This window comes from Marinobacter lacisalsi (assembly GCF_042651045.1).
GTDB lineage: Bacteria > Pseudomonadota > Gammaproteobacteria > Pseudomonadales > Oleiphilaceae > Marinobacter > Marinobacter lacisalsi.
In genome coordinates, this window is record NZ_JBHSDI010000064.1 from 93,936 (window position 1) to 108,718 (window position 14,783).

General features: G+C 60.3%; 13 protein-coding genes. 12 read left to right on the forward strand and 1 reads right to left on the reverse strand.

What is annotated here, in order from left to right:
- Positions 1 to 7 precede the first annotated feature (7 nt).
- Positions 8 to 1,822: a sensor domain-containing diguanylate cyclase gene (locus tag ACFOZ5_RS19435; protein WP_379890510.1), complete on the reverse strand. Its 1,815-nt coding sequence runs from the start codon at positions 1,820 to 1,822 to the stop codon at positions 8 to 10.
- Between the two features lie 204 nt (positions 1,823 to 2,026).
- Between ACFOZ5_RS19435 and dnaX the strand changes: the two genes are divergently transcribed.
- The 12 genes from dnaX (at position 2,027) to ACFOZ5_RS19495 (ending at position 14,763) form a co-directional block, all read left to right on the forward strand.
- On the forward strand, positions 2,027 to 4,093 hold the full coding sequence (dnaX, locus tag ACFOZ5_RS19440) for a DNA polymerase III subunit gamma/tau (RefSeq protein WP_379890513.1): 2,067 nt from the start codon (positions 2,027 to 2,029) through the stop codon (positions 4,091 to 4,093).
- Positions 4,094 to 4,124: 31 nt separating this feature from the next.
- Positions 4,125 to 4,448, forward strand: a complete 324-nt coding sequence (locus tag ACFOZ5_RS19445) for a YbaB/EbfC family nucleoid-associated protein (RefSeq protein WP_379890515.1) — start codon at positions 4,125 to 4,127, stop codon at positions 4,446 to 4,448.
- An 82-nt stretch (positions 4,449 to 4,530) separates the two neighbouring features.
- The gene (gene recR / locus ACFOZ5_RS19450) at positions 4,531 to 5,133 is read left to right on the forward strand and encodes a recombination mediator RecR (RefSeq protein WP_379890518.1); all 603 of its coding nucleotides are present in this window, start codon (positions 4,531 to 4,533) and stop codon (positions 5,131 to 5,133) included.
- Between the two features lie 23 nt (positions 5,134 to 5,156).
- Positions 5,157 to 6,329, forward strand: a complete 1,173-nt coding sequence (locus ACFOZ5_RS19455; RefSeq protein ID WP_379890520.1) for a ribonuclease D — start codon at positions 5,157 to 5,159, stop codon at positions 6,327 to 6,329.
- Entirely contained in the window at positions 6,322 to 6,615 is a 294-nt protein-coding gene (locus ACFOZ5_RS19460) for a YcgL domain-containing protein (RefSeq protein WP_379890522.1), read from the forward strand. Before ACFOZ5_RS19455 ends, ACFOZ5_RS19460 begins: the two co-directional genes overlap by 8 nt.
- Positions 6,612 to 7,058, forward strand: a complete 447-nt coding sequence (locus ACFOZ5_RS19465) for a YcgN family cysteine cluster protein (protein ID WP_379890524.1) — start codon at positions 6,612 to 6,614, stop codon at positions 7,056 to 7,058. Before ACFOZ5_RS19460 ends, ACFOZ5_RS19465 begins: the two co-directional genes overlap by 4 nt.
- A 17-nt stretch (positions 7,059 to 7,075) precedes the next feature.
- Positions 7,076 to 7,444 carry a hypothetical protein gene (locus tag ACFOZ5_RS19470; RefSeq protein ID WP_379890526.1) on the forward strand — a complete coding sequence of 123 codons (369 nt, stop codon included), beginning with the start codon at positions 7,076 to 7,078 and terminating at the stop codon, positions 7,442 to 7,444.
- A gap of 75 nt (positions 7,445 to 7,519) precedes the next feature.
- Complete coding sequence (locus ACFOZ5_RS19475; protein WP_379890529.1) at positions 7,520 to 9,598, forward strand: VWA domain-containing protein; 2,079 nt, start codon at positions 7,520 to 7,522, stop codon at positions 9,596 to 9,598.
- Between the two features lie 175 nt (positions 9,599 to 9,773).
- Positions 9,774 to 10,616 (forward strand): AAA family ATPase, encoded by an 843-nt coding sequence (locus ACFOZ5_RS19480; RefSeq protein WP_379890531.1) that lies wholly within the window; start codon positions 9,774 to 9,776, stop codon positions 10,614 to 10,616.
- A 67-nt stretch (positions 10,617 to 10,683) separates the two neighbouring features.
- Positions 10,684 to 11,862: a vWA domain-containing protein gene (locus ACFOZ5_RS19485; RefSeq protein ID WP_379890534.1), complete on the forward strand. Its 1,179-nt coding sequence runs from the start codon at positions 10,684 to 10,686 to the stop codon at positions 11,860 to 11,862.
- Positions 11,863 to 12,138: 276 nt separating this feature from the next.
- Complete coding sequence (locus ACFOZ5_RS19490; protein WP_379890536.1) at positions 12,139 to 12,438, forward strand: hypothetical protein; 300 nt, start codon at positions 12,139 to 12,141, stop codon at positions 12,436 to 12,438.
- Between the two features lie 642 nt (positions 12,439 to 13,080).
- Positions 13,081 to 14,763 (forward strand): AMP-binding protein, encoded by a 1,683-nt coding sequence (locus ACFOZ5_RS19495; RefSeq protein ID WP_379890538.1) that lies wholly within the window; start codon positions 13,081 to 13,083, stop codon positions 14,761 to 14,763.
- Positions 14,764 to 14,783 lie beyond the last annotated feature (20 nt).

A 14,783-nucleotide genomic window follows, 5' to 3' on the forward strand; every position in this document is an offset into this window, starting at 1 on the left:
TTCCTCTCTACGTTTTTCCTTCCCTGTAAGCGTCTGTTTCTTCTTTGTTGTTCGATTTCATGCCGCCCGCAATGGATGGCTCCGCTTGCTCATCACCTCGTGCTTTGGCCAGCGTCTCAAAGACCACCACTTTATTACGACCCTGTTCCTTGGCCAGGTAAAGCGCCTTGTCCGCCTCGCGCACGATGTCATCCCAGGCGACCAGACGGTCGGCGGAGAAAATCGGCGCCAGGCCCGCGGTCAGGGTATGCTGGATGAAAGCGCCGTCGTATTGGGTCGGGTGCCGTTCGAAGGCCTGCCGAATGCGTTCGGCGATCCTCGTGGCTTCCCTCTCCCGGGGCACCTGCACCAGCATCGCAAATTCCTCACCGCCGTACCGCAGGCAGGTATCGCCCGGACGACAGTGGTTGCGCAGAAGCCGACCGAACTCCCGCAGGACGCGATCACCGGCGTCATGGCCGTACTGGTCATTCAGCTCCTTGAAGTGGTCCAGGTCGATCATGATGAGGTAGACGGGGTGGCCGGTCTGGTGAAAGCGGGCCTGGTAATGTTCCAGCGCCTGGGGGAAAACACGCCGGTTATTGAGCCCTGTGAGGGCGTCCTGGCGTGCCAGGGTCAGCGCCTGACGACGGTCCCGCTCCCAGGCGATCAGACGTTCCGCCAGCGCCACCAGCAACAGCACGGACTCCAGCACCGCACTGATCTGGGTGAATAGCAGTGGATCCATGCCCCAGTTGAACAATGGTGTACCGGCGCTGAGCACGCTGACCAGAAGTCCCACTCCGTAGACAAGCCAGGCCAGCGCATACCAGCGGGCGTAGTTCTGCCCGCGGCGCCAGGCTATGTACCCGAGTACTGGCAGCCCGGCCAGGATCGCCAATGACAGGAACGAAAGAACCAGTACCGGATCGTATACCCCCGCCAATCGCAATCCGATACCGGAGAGCATGATCAGCTGCAGTGCCGCCATCACACGGTTGAAGCGCGGAAAGTTGTCACGGGTTTTCAGGAAGTGCCGGGAAAACTGCAGTGCGGTAATCGACGTCGCCAGAAACAGAATGTGGAACCCCTCATTGTGCAGGAAGACCGAAGAGGGCCACAGGTACTGGTAGGAAAATCCATTCAGGGCCGCCCACATCAGGGTGCTGAAGACCAGGAACAGCCCGTAATGAAGGTAGACCATCTGTCTGAGGAGAGCCGCACCCAGCAACGCAATCAGGAGCAGAGTGGCCATGACGCCGAAGTAGATGCCATAGGCAAAATATTCGCCCCGGGAGCGTTCCGCAAAATGATCTGCTTCTGAAAGGCCCAGGTTAAGGCTGACCGAATCGGCCTTGTCGTAGGCCATTTTCACGTACACATCGGTATGACCGGCGGCAGTGGTTTCGTGGGGGAAGGCCAGGGTGCGGTAGGCCAGGATGCGTTCATTGAAGGGCTTGCGGTCGCTCAGGTGAACGGACTGAAACGGGCTGTCATTGTCCGAAAAATACACCGTGATATTGTCCAGGTAACTGGTCTCATGGTGGAGCACCCAGCGAACGCTGTCTGTCCCCTGGCGGTTACTCAGCCTGAAACGCAGCCAGAAGGTATCGCCACTGATGCCCTGGTTAACGCTGGCAGGGGTCAGGGGCTGAAAGTCGCCACCCTGTATCTGTCCGAAGGTGGTCTTTTCCGATGTGCGGAGGTATTCGGCGGGTGACCGTATCAGCTGATCGCTCAGGGCGTTGATCTCGATTTCCGGTAGTTCCGGAGCTGCCTGGCTGGTCAGGGGCAGGGCTACCAGCAGTATGGCAAGACGTAACGCTGTGCGGAAGATGCTCAAGAGACAGACTCTTACCGTTTGTTTTTTCAGAGCATAGCCTAGTGCGCTGCCCGGGTCATCAGCTCCTTGAGCGGTAATGGGTAAAGCCTGGTAACGGCATGTTACCGCTACCTGGCCGGGTGCCCGGAAGCGAACTTTTCACCTTCTTCTGCTACCGGGTCCGTGCTAAGGTTAGCGCCATCAAGCAGCCGTAGTTGATGGATCATGAGTTACCAGGTACTAGCCCGCAAATGGCGCCCCCGAACGTTCAGTGACATGGTTGGTCAGGAGCATGTGCTCCAGGCCCTGGTCCATGCCCTGGAGCACAATCGCCTCCACCATGCGTACCTGTTTACCGGTACCCGGGGCGTGGGCAAGACCACCATTGGCCGGTTGCTGGCCCGCTGCCTGAACTGTGAAAAAGGCATTACGCCCGACCCCTGCGGCGAATGCTCCAGCTGCCAGGAAATACTGGACGGCCGCTTTGTTGACCTGATCGAAATCGACGCCGCCTCCCGCACGGGTGTCGACGATATGCGGGAGCTCACGGACAACGTGCAGTATTCGCCCACCCGCGGGCGTTTCAAGGTGTACCTCATTGACGAGGTGCACATGCTGACCAACCAGTCGTTCAACGCCTTCCTGAAGACACTGGAAGAGCCGCCGGAGCATGTGAAGTTCCTGCTGGCCACCACGGACCCCCAGAAACTTCCTGTCACCGTGCTCTCCCGGTGCCTGCAGTTCAACCTCAAGCGCATGACACCGGAGCACATCGTCAGCCACCTCCGTTACATCCTGGGTGAGGAAACCGTGCCCTTCGAGGAGCCTGCTCTGTGGCAACTGGCCCGGGCGGCGGACGGCAGCATGCGCGATGCCCTCAGCCTGACGGATCAGGCCATTGCCTTTGGTAACCAGAAGCTGGGTGCCAGCGACGTCAGCAGCATGCTTGGCACCATTGACCAGCGTGATATTGAAAAACTGGTGGATGCGCTGGTGGACAGCAATGGCCCCGAACTGCTGACGGAAATAGACCGGATCTCGGATTTTGCACCGGATTTCAGCGCGATTCTGGCCGATCTGCTGTCGTTGTTTCATCGCATTACCATGGAGCAGGTGGTCCCTGGTAGCGCCGATAATTCCATGGGCGATGCCCACCGGGTGCAGGAGCTCGCCCGTCAGCTGAGCGCGGAAGATGCACAGCTGTTCTACCAGGCGGCCCTGGTGGGCCGCAAAGACCTGGAAATTACCCCGGACGCGCGCATGGGCTTCGAGATGACCCTGCTGCGCATGCTGGCCTTCCGGCCCGGGGCCGAGCGCCGTGACCCGCCTGTGGCCCGTGCCGGCGCTCCGGACCGTAACCGGTCCCGGGAGAGCTCGTCTGATAGCAGCACCGGAGACCGGGACCAGGGTGAGGAACCTGCCCCCGCCGCGCTTGAAAGTCCGGCGGAGCAGCCCAATCAACAGCAATCACCCGAGGATGAATACGCGGGTGGCGCCTCGGGGCAGGCCGTTGCGGCCAGCCAGCAGCCCGGTACAGTAGCGAGCTCTCAGTCTGAGCCCGCCGAGCCTCCGACGGCCGAGCCAGCAGAAAGCCCTGGCGACACCGGTGCGGCAGGCTCTGATGCCGCAGCCCAGCCCGTTCCCGGAGAACCACCGGTAGCGGAGATCGCACCGGAACAGCCGCCCATGGCGTACCCCGACGATGACGGCCTGATGGCCATGGCCGATCAGATGGCCAGTGGCGGGGATGCGGCTGATGATGGCGTGCCCTGGGACATGGAGCCGGAATCACCGTCCGTACCGGCGCCTTCAGAGGCTGCACCGACGGAGCCCGCCGCGGCGGTGCCCGAGCCGTCAGGGCAGGAGCCGGTACCACCGGAGCCTGAGCCATTGGCCGACGCCGAAGGGTTTGTGTGGGCCCGGGACTTTCGGCAGCTTGGTATCGTGGGTATGCCAGGCAATCTGGCCAGTCAGGCTTCCTGTGATCGGGAAGGAAACCGGTTTCGGTTGACCCTGGATGAAGGGCATTACCGGCTGATGACCGACCGCCACCGGCAGAAGATCCTGGAGGGGCTCCGTGCCGCTTTTGGTGGGGATGCCACCCTTGAAGTGACTCAGGGCGACGCCGGTGAACAGACTCCGATTGGTTGGGAGACCCGCGACAAGGCCAGGCGCCAGCAGCAGGCGGAGCAGGCCATCGAGCAGGATCCCCATGTGAATGCCATTGTGGAACGGTTTGAGGGGCGGGTCGTCAAAGACAGTATCCGGCCCCTTGAGAATTCCGCCGGATAGCGACACTGACAGCTTTTGCGAGGTAAATGACATGATGAATGGTATGGGCGATATGATGAAAAAGGCCCAGCAGATGCAGGAGCAGATGCAGAAGGCCCAGGAGGAAGCCGCCAAGGCTGAAGTGACCGGTGAATCCGGTGCCGGGCTGGTCAAGGTGACCATGAACGGTCGCCATGACGTGCGTAAGGTGGATATCGACGACTCCCTGCTCTCGGAAGACAAGGAAGTACTGGAAGACCTGCTCGCTGCTGCTGTCAACGACGCGGTGCGGCGCGTGGAGGCAGAGCAGAAGGAGCGCATGTCCGGCATGATGTCCGGCATGGGGCTGCCATCCGATTTCAAGATGCCGTTCTGACGGCCGATACCCACATAACCGGGCCCGCACATGGGGCCCGGTTGTCTGTTTTTGATCCAATGTTGTTAATGCAGGAGTATGGATGGCTTTCAGCCCGCTGGTGGATGAACTGGTCGAGTCTCTGAGGTGCCTGCCGGGCGTCGGCCAGAAAACGGCCCAACGTATGGCCTTTCATCTGCTGGAGAAAGGGCGGGCAGGCGGCGAGCGCCTGTCCGAGGCGCTTTCCTCGGCGATGAGCGGTGTACGCCGCTGTGACAGTTGCCAGAATTTCTCCGACACGGCGATCTGTCCCATCTGCGAGAAGCCCGAACGTCGCGGTGGCACCATTTGCGTAGTGGAAAGCCCCTCGGACCTGCTGGCTATTGAGCAGGCAGGAGACTACCAGGGTGGCTACTTCGTGTTGATGGGCCACCTGTCACCTATTGATGGCATCGGGCCGGAAGACATTGGCGTTGAGGTATTGTTGCGCCGGGTCCGGGAGGAAGGTGTGACCGAGCTGATCCTGGCCACCAACCCGACCGTGGAAGGGGAAGCCACCGCCCACTATATAGCCGATCGCCTCGACGGTTCCGGTGTGCTGACCACCCGGCTGGCCCATGGTATTCCCGTGGGAGGTGAGCTGGGCTATGTCGACGGCTTCACCCTGACCCATGCCTTCCGCGGCCGCAAACCCCTGGCGGACTGAACCATGACTGACCGGGAGTTTTCATGAATCATGCGTTTCCCCGTGTTCCCCCCATTCCGGAGGAATCCGCGCCACGGTGGCTGACCACCCCCGCTGAACTGGACCAGTGGCTGTCGGAACATCAGCACGAGCCCCTGGCGCTGGACACCGAATTCGAGCGCGTCTCCACGTTCTACCCCATACCCGGGCTGGTGCAGCTGGGCGCTGGTGAGTCCCTGCGACTGGTGGACCCCTCCGTGGCGGAGCAGTCGGCACGTTTCCGGGAAACCCTGGCGGACGCGGGCCGGCCCAAGCTGCTCTATGCCATGGGGGAGGACCTGGAACTGTTCCGACACTGGCTGGACCTGGAACCCCGAGGTCTGCTGGACCTCCAACTGGGCTCTGCGCTTGCCGGAGCCGGGTTTTCCGTTGGCTATGCCCGGCTGGTGGAGTCGCTGTTCGGTGAGGTGCTGGACAAGTCGGCCACCCGGTCTGACTGGCTGGCGCGGCCACTGTCGCCGGCACAGGAACGCTACGCCCTGGATGATATCCGCTTCCTGGAACCAATGTACCAGTGGGTGAGCGAACGCCTGCGGGCCCGCGGCCTGGACGGTGCCATGGCGGACGAGTCCGACCGTTTTGCGGCGGATTTGCTGGCCCAGTCGGACCCCGAGGATGCCTACCTGAAACTGCGGGGCGGATGGCCGCTGTCCCCGGAGAGACAGCATGTACTGAGGGCACTGACCCGGTGGCGGGAACAGGAATGCCGTCGTCGTGACCGTCCCCGCAGCCGGGTGCTGGCCGATGCCGCACTGATTGGTATTGCTGAACGACTACCGGACAGTGTCGGTGCGCTGGCGGCGGTGGAGGGCGTGCCCCCGGTGGTGGTGCGTCGTTATGGCGACGGGATTATAGAGCTTGTACAGCAGGCGAAGCAGTCAGGTGAGGTGCCGGGAGTGCTGATCGACCGGCCACTGACGCGGCCACAGCAGGATCGCTATCGCAAGATCAAGAAACACATGGTCCGCGCCGCCGAGCAGGCGGATGTGCCAGTGGAATTGCTGGCCCCGCGCAAGCGCCTTGAAGCGTTGCTGAGACATGACCGGCCTGACATGGACACCCTGGCCGTATTCAATACCGGCTGGCGTGGGCAGGTGCTTGAGCCTGTCCTGCCCGAGATCAGGACCTTGCTTGAAGAACAGGACAGCCATGACTGAGAAAACCTTTGTTTCCGTGTTTCGCAGCAGTGCGAAAGAGGACACCTACCTGTATGTGCGGCGGGGGCAGGACTGGAACGAATTGCCGGAATCATTGCGGCAGATATTCGGCAAGCCGGTTCCGGCCCTTGACCTGGTGCTGACGCCGGAGCGCAAACTGGCCCGCACCACTGGCCGGGAAGTGCTGGAGGCTATCCGTGAGAAAGATTATTATCTCCAGCTTCCCGAAAAGTCAGATAGTTACATCGTGGCATTCAAGGAAAAACTCAGGGATTTCGGCGCGTGATAGCGGAGATTCCTTTCTGGCAGCGCAAGCGCCTTGCGGAGATGACCCAGGCGGAATGGGAATCCCTCTGCGATGGGTGTGGCAAATGCTGCCTGGTCAAACTGGAAGAGGAGCAGACCGGAGAGGTCTATTATACCGACCTGGCGTGCTCCCAGATGGACTCCGCCACCTGCCAGTGCCAAAGCTACGGCAACCGCCAGCAGGTGGTTCCGGAGTGTACCGTGCTGACACCGGACAACATCGGCCAGTTTCATTGGCTGCCTTATACCTGCGCCTACAGGACACTCGCCGAGGACCGGCCCCTGCCAGAGTGGCATCCGCTGCGCTCCGGTGATCCGGATTCGGTTCACCGGGCGGGCGTCTCCGTCGCTCACCGGGTAATACCGGCGGACCAGGTGCCGCAGGAAGACTGGCAGGAACATATTATTCATTGGGTATTGTGAAGGACTCATTTCGACCTATGACTGACTCACTGGCTATCTCCACGCTGGATGCGGACTCCCAGACCGCCTACGCTTTGTTCTGGGCCATCTATGCGGCGGGCTTCGCGCTGTTTTACTGGGCCATGTCCAAACTGATCCGCTGGGTGCCGCTGTACGGCTTGCGCACCTTGCTGAAGGCCGCCCTGATCGTCCTCATCGCCACTCCGGTGCAGTCAGCCACAGTGGATGGCTGGTGGGTGCCGGCCTGGCTTTATGGCGGGTACGAGACGTTCCTGGGGGACCCGTCCGAGGCCGCCCGGGCCTTCTTCAACATGGGTGCCGCGGCCATGATCATGATCCTGGTCTGGATACTGGATCTGGTGCGCTACCGGTTTACCCGTCGCTGATACCGGGCTGGTGGTGTTCCCGTCAGACGACCATGGGGCCTGAAGCCATCCGACAATAAGAAAGAGGACCTGTTCATGGCGATGCGAAAGCTGCTGTTCACGTTAACCCTTCTGGTAACGATGACGCTTTCACCGGCACAGGCCCAGGATGGGCAGAGCAAGCCGGCACGGGATGTCCGCGTGGTGGTGGACATATCCGGCAGCATGAAGGTGAACGACCCCGACAACCTCCGACGGCCCGCCGTCCGGCTCATTGCGCGCCTGCTGCCCGATGACACGGGCGTTGGCCTGTGGACGTTCGGCAGCATGGTCAACATGCTTGTGCCCCACGATTCCCTGGACAATGACCTGCGGGCCCGGCTGATTGACGGTTCCGAAGACATCAACTCGGTGGCCCAGCGCACCAATATCGGCGGCGCCATCGAGGAGGCCGCGAGCGACTGGTATGCCCCGGACCGCTCCCTGGCCAATACCCACCTGATCCTGCTCAGCGACGGCAAGGTCGATATTTCCGCCAACCAGGCCCGCAACGACCGGGAACGGGACCGGATACTGGACGATCTCGTGCCGGCTCTGGCCGATCAGGGCCTGACCATCCATACCATTGCCCTGTCCGGTGAGGCCGACCTTGATCTGCTGGGGGCCATTGCCGATATGACCGGTGGTGTCGCCCGTGTGGCGGACTCCGCCGAGGAGTTGAGCCGGATCTTTGCCGATACCCTGGGCCAGGCGGTGCCGGCCAACGAGGTGCCGCTGGAAAACAACCGGTTCACAGTGGACGGCGGTGTCGAGGAGTTCACCGCCCTGATCTTCAGTGCCACATCACCGGATAAGAGGGAGCTCACACTGATCGGCCCCGACGGGAGCCGGTACCGGGCGTCTGGTGCTAGTGACAAGGTGCGCTGGGCGCGGGAGAGCGGCTACGACCTCATCACCATTGACCAGCCCGCCGCCGGGGAGTGGCAGCTTGAAGGGGTTCTGGGCGAGGGCAGCCGGGTTACCGTAGTCAGTGATCTGAGACTGGAGGTGGAGCCCATGCCGGCCCGGTTCCAGCTCGGTGATGAAGCAGATCTTAAAGCTTTTTTCACCGAGGAGGGGGAGCGCATCACCGACCCGGACTTCCTCGGCGTGATTACCGTTCGCCTGAGCATGACCACCGAGGATGGCCGGCGGGGCACCCGCATCCTGAGTGAGGGGGAGCCGCCAGCTGACGGTGTCTATCAGGACACCATTTCCAGACTGCCCGAACCGGGTCAGTACCTGCTTGAACTGGAGGCCGACGGCGGCACCTTCTCCCGCAAATTCCGCAAGACGCTGGTACTGGAGGCGCCGGAAGGGGAGCCGACGACCACAGGGGGCACCGAAATCCCCCTGGCACCGGAGACTGCCGAAGAGCCGGAAGAGCCCATATCGGAACCGGAACCACCGGCAGGACCCGTCGACCTGAGTCAGCTGGAAGAACCCGAGCCCGAGCCGGCAGCAGTCTCTGAACCGGAAGTGGAGGCTTCGCCGGCGCCGGAACAGGCTGAACCGTCGCTGACAGACCGATTGCTGGCCTGGTGGCCATGGGCCGCGGGAGTGGTCGGGCTGTTGATGCTGGGCGCTGTGGCGCTGGTGTTACTGAAACGCCGGGGTGGTCAGAAGGAAGAACCGGCAGAGGAGGGTGAGGAGATCTCTCCCCGTCCGGCGGAACAGTCCCCTGCTGAATCGGCCGAAGCCACTCCGACAGAAGCCGACGCGGAGAAGGATACCCCAACCGGCGTGACCGGGCCGGAAATGGAAACCGATAGCATCATGGAGCCTGAGGAGCCGCCCCCGGAGATGGAACCGGATGATGAAGAACCGGAGCCCACGCCTGCGGCGGGAGATGTCCCTGAACCCGAGGAAGCCCCGGCCGAAGACACCACCGACGAGCCACCGGTGGAGCCGGAACAGGAGCAGCCTGCTGAGCAAGTGTCCCCGGACCAGGACCCCGGGATACCGGACCCTGACTCCCTGGATACGGATGACAGCCTGCCGGACGACGATGATGAGGAGTTCGGCCTGGAGGATTTTGACCTGTCGGATATCGACGACCTGCCTGATCTGGAAAACGAGGAGGAAGACGAAGAACGCGGAAAGCCTTCGTCTGACGGCAGGAAGAAGAACGAGTAACACCCGGAGTTTGCCGGTTTGTGCCGCACAGACACTGCTGCTTATCATCGACGGGTAAAAAACTTATACTCGTCCACCATTACCAGCGATTACGGGTGATGTGCCCGGGGGACCAGCCCGCGCCATCACCCTGTCTACCCATCGATCTGATACACCGAACACAGGATCCATTGTCATGAAGTTTACCGGTACCGATAACTACGTCGCCACTGAAGACCTGCAAATGGCGGTCAATGCCGCCGTCGCCCTGCAACGCCCGCTGCTGATCAAGGGCGAGCCCGGTACCGGTAAAACCCTGCTGGCGGAGGAAATGGCCGCCGGCCTGGGGCTCAGGCTGATACCCTGGCACATCAAGTCCACCACCAAGGCCCAGCAGGGCCTGTATGAGTATGACGCGGTGTCCCGTCTGCGTGACTCGCAACTGGGGGATGAGAAGGTTCACGACATCAGCAACTACATTGTCAAGGGCAAGCTCTGGGAGGCCTTCGAGTCCGACGAGCAGGTGGTCCTGCTGATCGACGAGATTGACAAGGCGGATATCGAGTTCCCCAACGACCTCCTGCTGGAACTGGATCGCATGGAGTTCTTCGTTTACGAGACCCAGCAGTTCGTCAAGGCGAAGCAACGGCCCATCGTCGTAATCACCAGTAACAATGAGAAAGAACTGCCGGACGCCTTCCTGCGCCGTTGCTTCTTCCACTACATCAATTTCCCCGAACACGACACCATGCAGACCATCGTGGATGTGCATTTCCCCGGTATTCAGCAGGATATTGTCCGCGATGCCCTCGAGGTCTTCTTCGACGTGCGCAAGGTGCCGGGCCTGAAGAAGAAGCCGTCCACCTCGGAGCTGATCGACTGGCTCAAGCTGCTGATGGCGGACGACCTGTCCCGCAAGATGCTGCAGGAAAAGGACACCAGCAGCGCGTTGCCGCCGCTGTATGGCGCCCTGGTCAAGAACGAGCAGGACGTGCACCTGTTGCAGAAGCTGGCCTTCATGGCCCGCCGCAAGAAGTAACGCAGGGCGTCCGGGGCTGTTTGCCCCGGCGGACTATTGATTCACCGGCCTCTTCTGGGAGGACGTCATGCTGATAGATTTTTTCATGGAGGTTCGTGCGGCCAAGGTGCCCGCGAGTCTGCGCGAGTTTCTGGACCTGCTGGAGGCCCTGCAGAAGCGGCTCGCCTTCGCGAACATGGAAGAGTTCTACTACCTGGCACGCCTGTGTCTGGTGAAGGACGAGCGCCATTTTGACAAGTTTGACCGGGCCTTCGATGCCTATTTCAAGGGTATCGAGAACCTGGATGAGCTGATGGAGGCGCTGATTCCCGATGACTGGCTGCGGGCCGAATTCGAGAAACAGCTCTCTGAGGAAGAAAAGGCAAAGATCGATTCCCTCGGTGGACTTGAGGAGCTGATCGACACCTTCAAGAAGCGCATGGAGGAGCAGAAGGAGCGTCATCAGGGCGGTAACAAGTGGATAGGCACCGGAGGCACGTCGCCGTTCGGTGCCAATGGGTACAATCCGGAAGGTTTCCGCATCGGTCAGAACGAAGGGCGCCACGGGCGTGCGGTAAAAGTCTGGGAGAAACGCCAGTTCCGGGATCTGGACGACAGCATTACCCTGGGCATACGCAACATCAAGGTAGCCCTGAGGCGGCTGCGCAAGTTCGCCCGGCAGGGGGCCGCAGACCAGCTGGATATGGACGATACCATCCGCTCCACCGCCCGCAATGCGGGTTACCTGGACCTGAAAATGGTGCCGGAGCGCCACAATGCGGTGAAGGTACTGCTGTTCTTTGACGTGGGCGGATCCATGGATCCCCACGTGCGGGTGTGCGAGGAACTGTTCTCCGCAGCGAGGATGGAGTTCAAGCACATGGAGTACTTCTACTTCCATAACTTCATCTACGAGTCGGTATGGACCCGGAATGTGCGGCGCCTCCATGAGACCACACCGCTCTGGGACGTGCTTCACAAGTACGGTCCGGACTACAAGGTCATCTTTATTGGTGACGCCACCATGGCGCCTTATGAAATCACCCACCCGGGGGGCTCTATCGAGCATTGGAACGAGGAGGCAGGCGCCGTCTGGTTCCAGCGGGTTTACGAACATTTCCGCAAGGTGGTGTGGATCAATCCGTTACCGGAGAGCTACTGGGGCAGGGGAGGCTCACTGGGCATAACCCGACAACTGGTGGGAGATCACATGTACCCGCTCACTATTGACGGACTTGAGTCGGCCATGCGTTACCTCAGCAAGTGATCAGGTTGCCATCCGGAACGGCCTGAACGAAAAAAGTTCCAGTGATGGTCGTCACAATGTGCCAGTTCCGGCGTAACGCCAGAAACAGCCCGGGTCCTATCCCGGGCTTTTTGGTATGTGGTAAAAAATAAGACATTTTCAGTTAATGTCTCATTATGCTTCAATTCGCCCTGAGCCTGAGGGGGCTCTCTGATATGCCCTGGTTTGCCGAGACGGAACCTCGCGCCGTATTCCGGGGCTCCCCAACACCTACAATTTCAGGAAGGAACCTGTTCTATGAACAAGAAACTGTTTGCTGTCAGCGTACTGGTTGCCGGAATGGGCATGAGCTCCATGGCCATGGCCAACCCCGTGTGCGAGGCACAGAAAGCTGCTGCACCGGATCTGGTGGGCGCCCGCGATAACGATACCGCTATCGAGGAGGTCTACTCCGCCATCGACGAGAACGCCAGCAGCGAGGCTTCCGCCAGCGTACTGAAGGAATCTGTTGCCCAGATTTACGCCGATGAAAGCATGGATCTGGAAACCGCTTCCAAGCTGATCGTTTCCAACTGCGAGTCGAAGTTGGGCGCCTGATAAACGCGCCCGGTGCCGGCAGAGTTGTTGCGCCGGCACCAATGGTCCTGTGTCCGATGTTGAGCGGGACGTGTTCTTTAACGGTCTCCTGTCAGTTTTCACCTTCCTCCACCAGCTTGCCACCATCGTCTTGTTACTGTCTTCACGATGAATCTTATGCAGAGCCCATAAAAAAAGCCGATACACGGTTGAGTGTGTATCGGCCAAGCTCGGCATTTAACGCGAGGCACCTCCAGTAAGTACCTGCGTCGGTTTACTGCCAAGCAGTTACCTTGCCAGAAGTGAAAAATTTAATTTAAACAATGAGGTGTGCTGACTTTTAGTTCAGAGTCAGTCGCTCGATAAGATGAGTTGTAAAAAAGCCTGACGGAATTGCGCGAAAGGCGTCACATTCATCGTCCGCATTCAGTCTGTTGCGGGCCAGCATCTACCTGAAAGCACGCAAAACTGGTATTCTCGCCTTTCTTTTGAGGCTGATACTTTAGTCTGCTTGTATTTTCGCCGGAGCAGGTTCCCGCGAAGGTCTGGCTGGATGGTATCCCGAGATGCTGCGGCAGTCCCTGGCTGTCCCCGGCAGGGACGTCGGGTAGGCAGGGCTGCGAAACTATAATCATAAAGTAATGAATGACAGGAGATGGTGCGATGGACTTCGAACAGTTCTATCAGGACAAGTATCCACCTGGTGTGCCCCGTGAGATCGATCTCAACAAATACCAGAGTATGGTGGACCTCTTTGAGCAGGCGGTAAAGAAATTCGCTGACCGGCCGGCGTTCAGTGCCGTTGGTGCGACCCTGACTTATGGTGATCTTGATACCCAGAGCCGCAATTTCGCTGCCTGGATTCAGAACAAGACCAATCTGAAGCCCGGTGACCGCATTGCCATCCAGATGCCCAACGTTTCCCAGTATCCTGTTGTTGTTTTTGGTGCGATGCGTGCAGGACTGGTGGTGGTTAACACCAACCCTCTCTATACCATTCGCGAGATGGAGCATCAGTTCAACGACTCCGGCGCCAAGGCCCTGGTGGTTCTGGCCAATATGGCCGCCAATGCTGAGCAGGTTCTGCCCCAGACCGGGATCGAGCACGTTATCGTGACCGAGTTGGCTGACATGCATTCTCCGCTCAAGCGCACCCTGATGAACGCGGCGGTCAAGTACCTGAAGAAAATGGTGCCTCCCTATAACCTGCCTCAGGCCCACAAGCTGCCCGCCGTGCTGGCAGCCGGCGCCAAGGAGAAACTGGATCCGGCCAGGCCCACCCAGGACGACCTGGCGGCGCTGCAGTACACCGGCGGTACCACTGGTGTGGCCAAGGGCGCGATGCTGACCCACGGCAACCTGGTGGCCAACGTGCTCCAGACCCGTCCGCTGCTGGAAGACAAGATCGTGGAAGGGCAGGAGGTGATGATTGCCCCGCTGCCCCTGTACCACATCTACTCCTTCACCCTGAATTGCGGCATCATGCTGGAGGCCGGCGCCCATAACGTGCTGATCCCGAATCCCCGAGACATCCCGGGCTTCGTGAAAGAAATGAAGAACCACAAGTTCACCTCGCTGGCAGGCCTGAATACGCTGTTCAACGGTCTTATGGCCAACGAGGAGTTCCGCCAGCTTGACTTCAGCAACATGAAGATGACGTCGTCCGGTGGTATGGCACTGACCAGCGCCACCGCCAAGCGCTGGCAGGAAGTTACTGGTGTCGAGATCGGCGAGGGCTACGGCCTGACGGAAACTTCTCCGGTGGTCACCATCAACCCGCCCAATGCCATCCAGCTGGGTACCATTGGTCTGCCGGTTTGCAATACCATCTGCAAGGCCGTGGATGAGGAAGGCAACGACCTGCCCCTTGGTGAGCCGGGTGAGCTGTGTGTTAAAGGGCCACAGGTCATGCGCGGTTACTGGCAGCGGCCGGAAGAGACCCAGAAGTCCTTCACCGAGGACGGTTTCCTGCGCACCGGTGATATCGCCCTGGTTCAGGAAGACGGCTACATCCGCATCGTCGACCGTAAGAAGGATATGATCATCGTATCCGGCTTCAACGTCTATCCGAACGAGGTCGAGGACGTGATCAGTGGCCATCCGAAGGTGCTCGAGTGCGCGGCCGTCGGTATTCCCGACGAGAAGACCGGCGAAGCCGTCAAGGTCTTCCTGGTGCCGTCCGATCCGAGCCTGAAGCCGGACGAGCTGAAGGAGTTCTGTCGCGAGCGTCTGACCGCCTACAAGGTGCCCAAGACTTTTAAGATCCGCGAAGAGCTGCCCAAGACCAACGTCGGCAAGATCCTGCGTCGCGAGCTGCGTGACGAGGAAATGAAGAAGAACCAGTAAACCGGGTTCCGATTCATGAA

Excerpts from the sequence above, each read along its gene's own strand:
- ACFOZ5_RS19495 (WP_379890538.1), top strand. The coding sequence starts at position 13,081 with ATGGACTTCGAACAGTTCTATCAGGACAAGTATCCACCTGGTGTGCCC.
- ACFOZ5_RS19485 (WP_379890534.1), top strand. The coding sequence starts at position 10,684 with ATGCTGATAGATTTTTTCATGGAGGTTCGTGCGGCCAAGGTGCCCGCG.
- ACFOZ5_RS19480 (WP_379890531.1), top strand. The coding sequence starts at position 9,774 with ATGAAGTTTACCGGTACCGATAACTACGTCGCCACTGAAGACCTGCAA.
- ACFOZ5_RS19455 (WP_379890520.1), top strand. The coding sequence starts at position 5,157 with ATGAATCATGCGTTTCCCCGTGTTCCCCCCATTCCGGAGGAATCCGCG.
- ACFOZ5_RS19475 (WP_379890529.1), top strand. The coding sequence starts at position 7,520 with ATGGCGATGCGAAAGCTGCTGTTCACGTTAACCCTTCTGGTAACGATG.
- recR (WP_379890518.1), top strand. The coding sequence starts at position 4,531 with ATGGCTTTCAGCCCGCTGGTGGATGAACTGGTCGAGTCTCTGAGGTGC.
- ACFOZ5_RS19445 (WP_379890515.1), top strand. The coding sequence starts at position 4,125 with ATGATGAATGGTATGGGCGATATGATGAAAAAGGCCCAGCAGATGCAG.
- ACFOZ5_RS19470 (WP_379890526.1), top strand. The coding sequence starts at position 7,076 with ATGACTGACTCACTGGCTATCTCCACGCTGGATGCGGACTCCCAGACC.
- dnaX (WP_379890513.1), top strand. The coding sequence starts at position 2,027 with ATGAGTTACCAGGTACTAGCCCGCAAATGGCGCCCCCGAACGTTCAGT.
- ACFOZ5_RS19490 (WP_379890536.1), top strand. The coding sequence starts at position 12,139 with ATGAACAAGAAACTGTTTGCTGTCAGCGTACTGGTTGCCGGAATGGGC.
- ACFOZ5_RS19460 (WP_379890522.1), top strand. The coding sequence starts at position 6,322 with ATGACTGAGAAAACCTTTGTTTCCGTGTTTCGCAGCAGTGCGAAAGAG.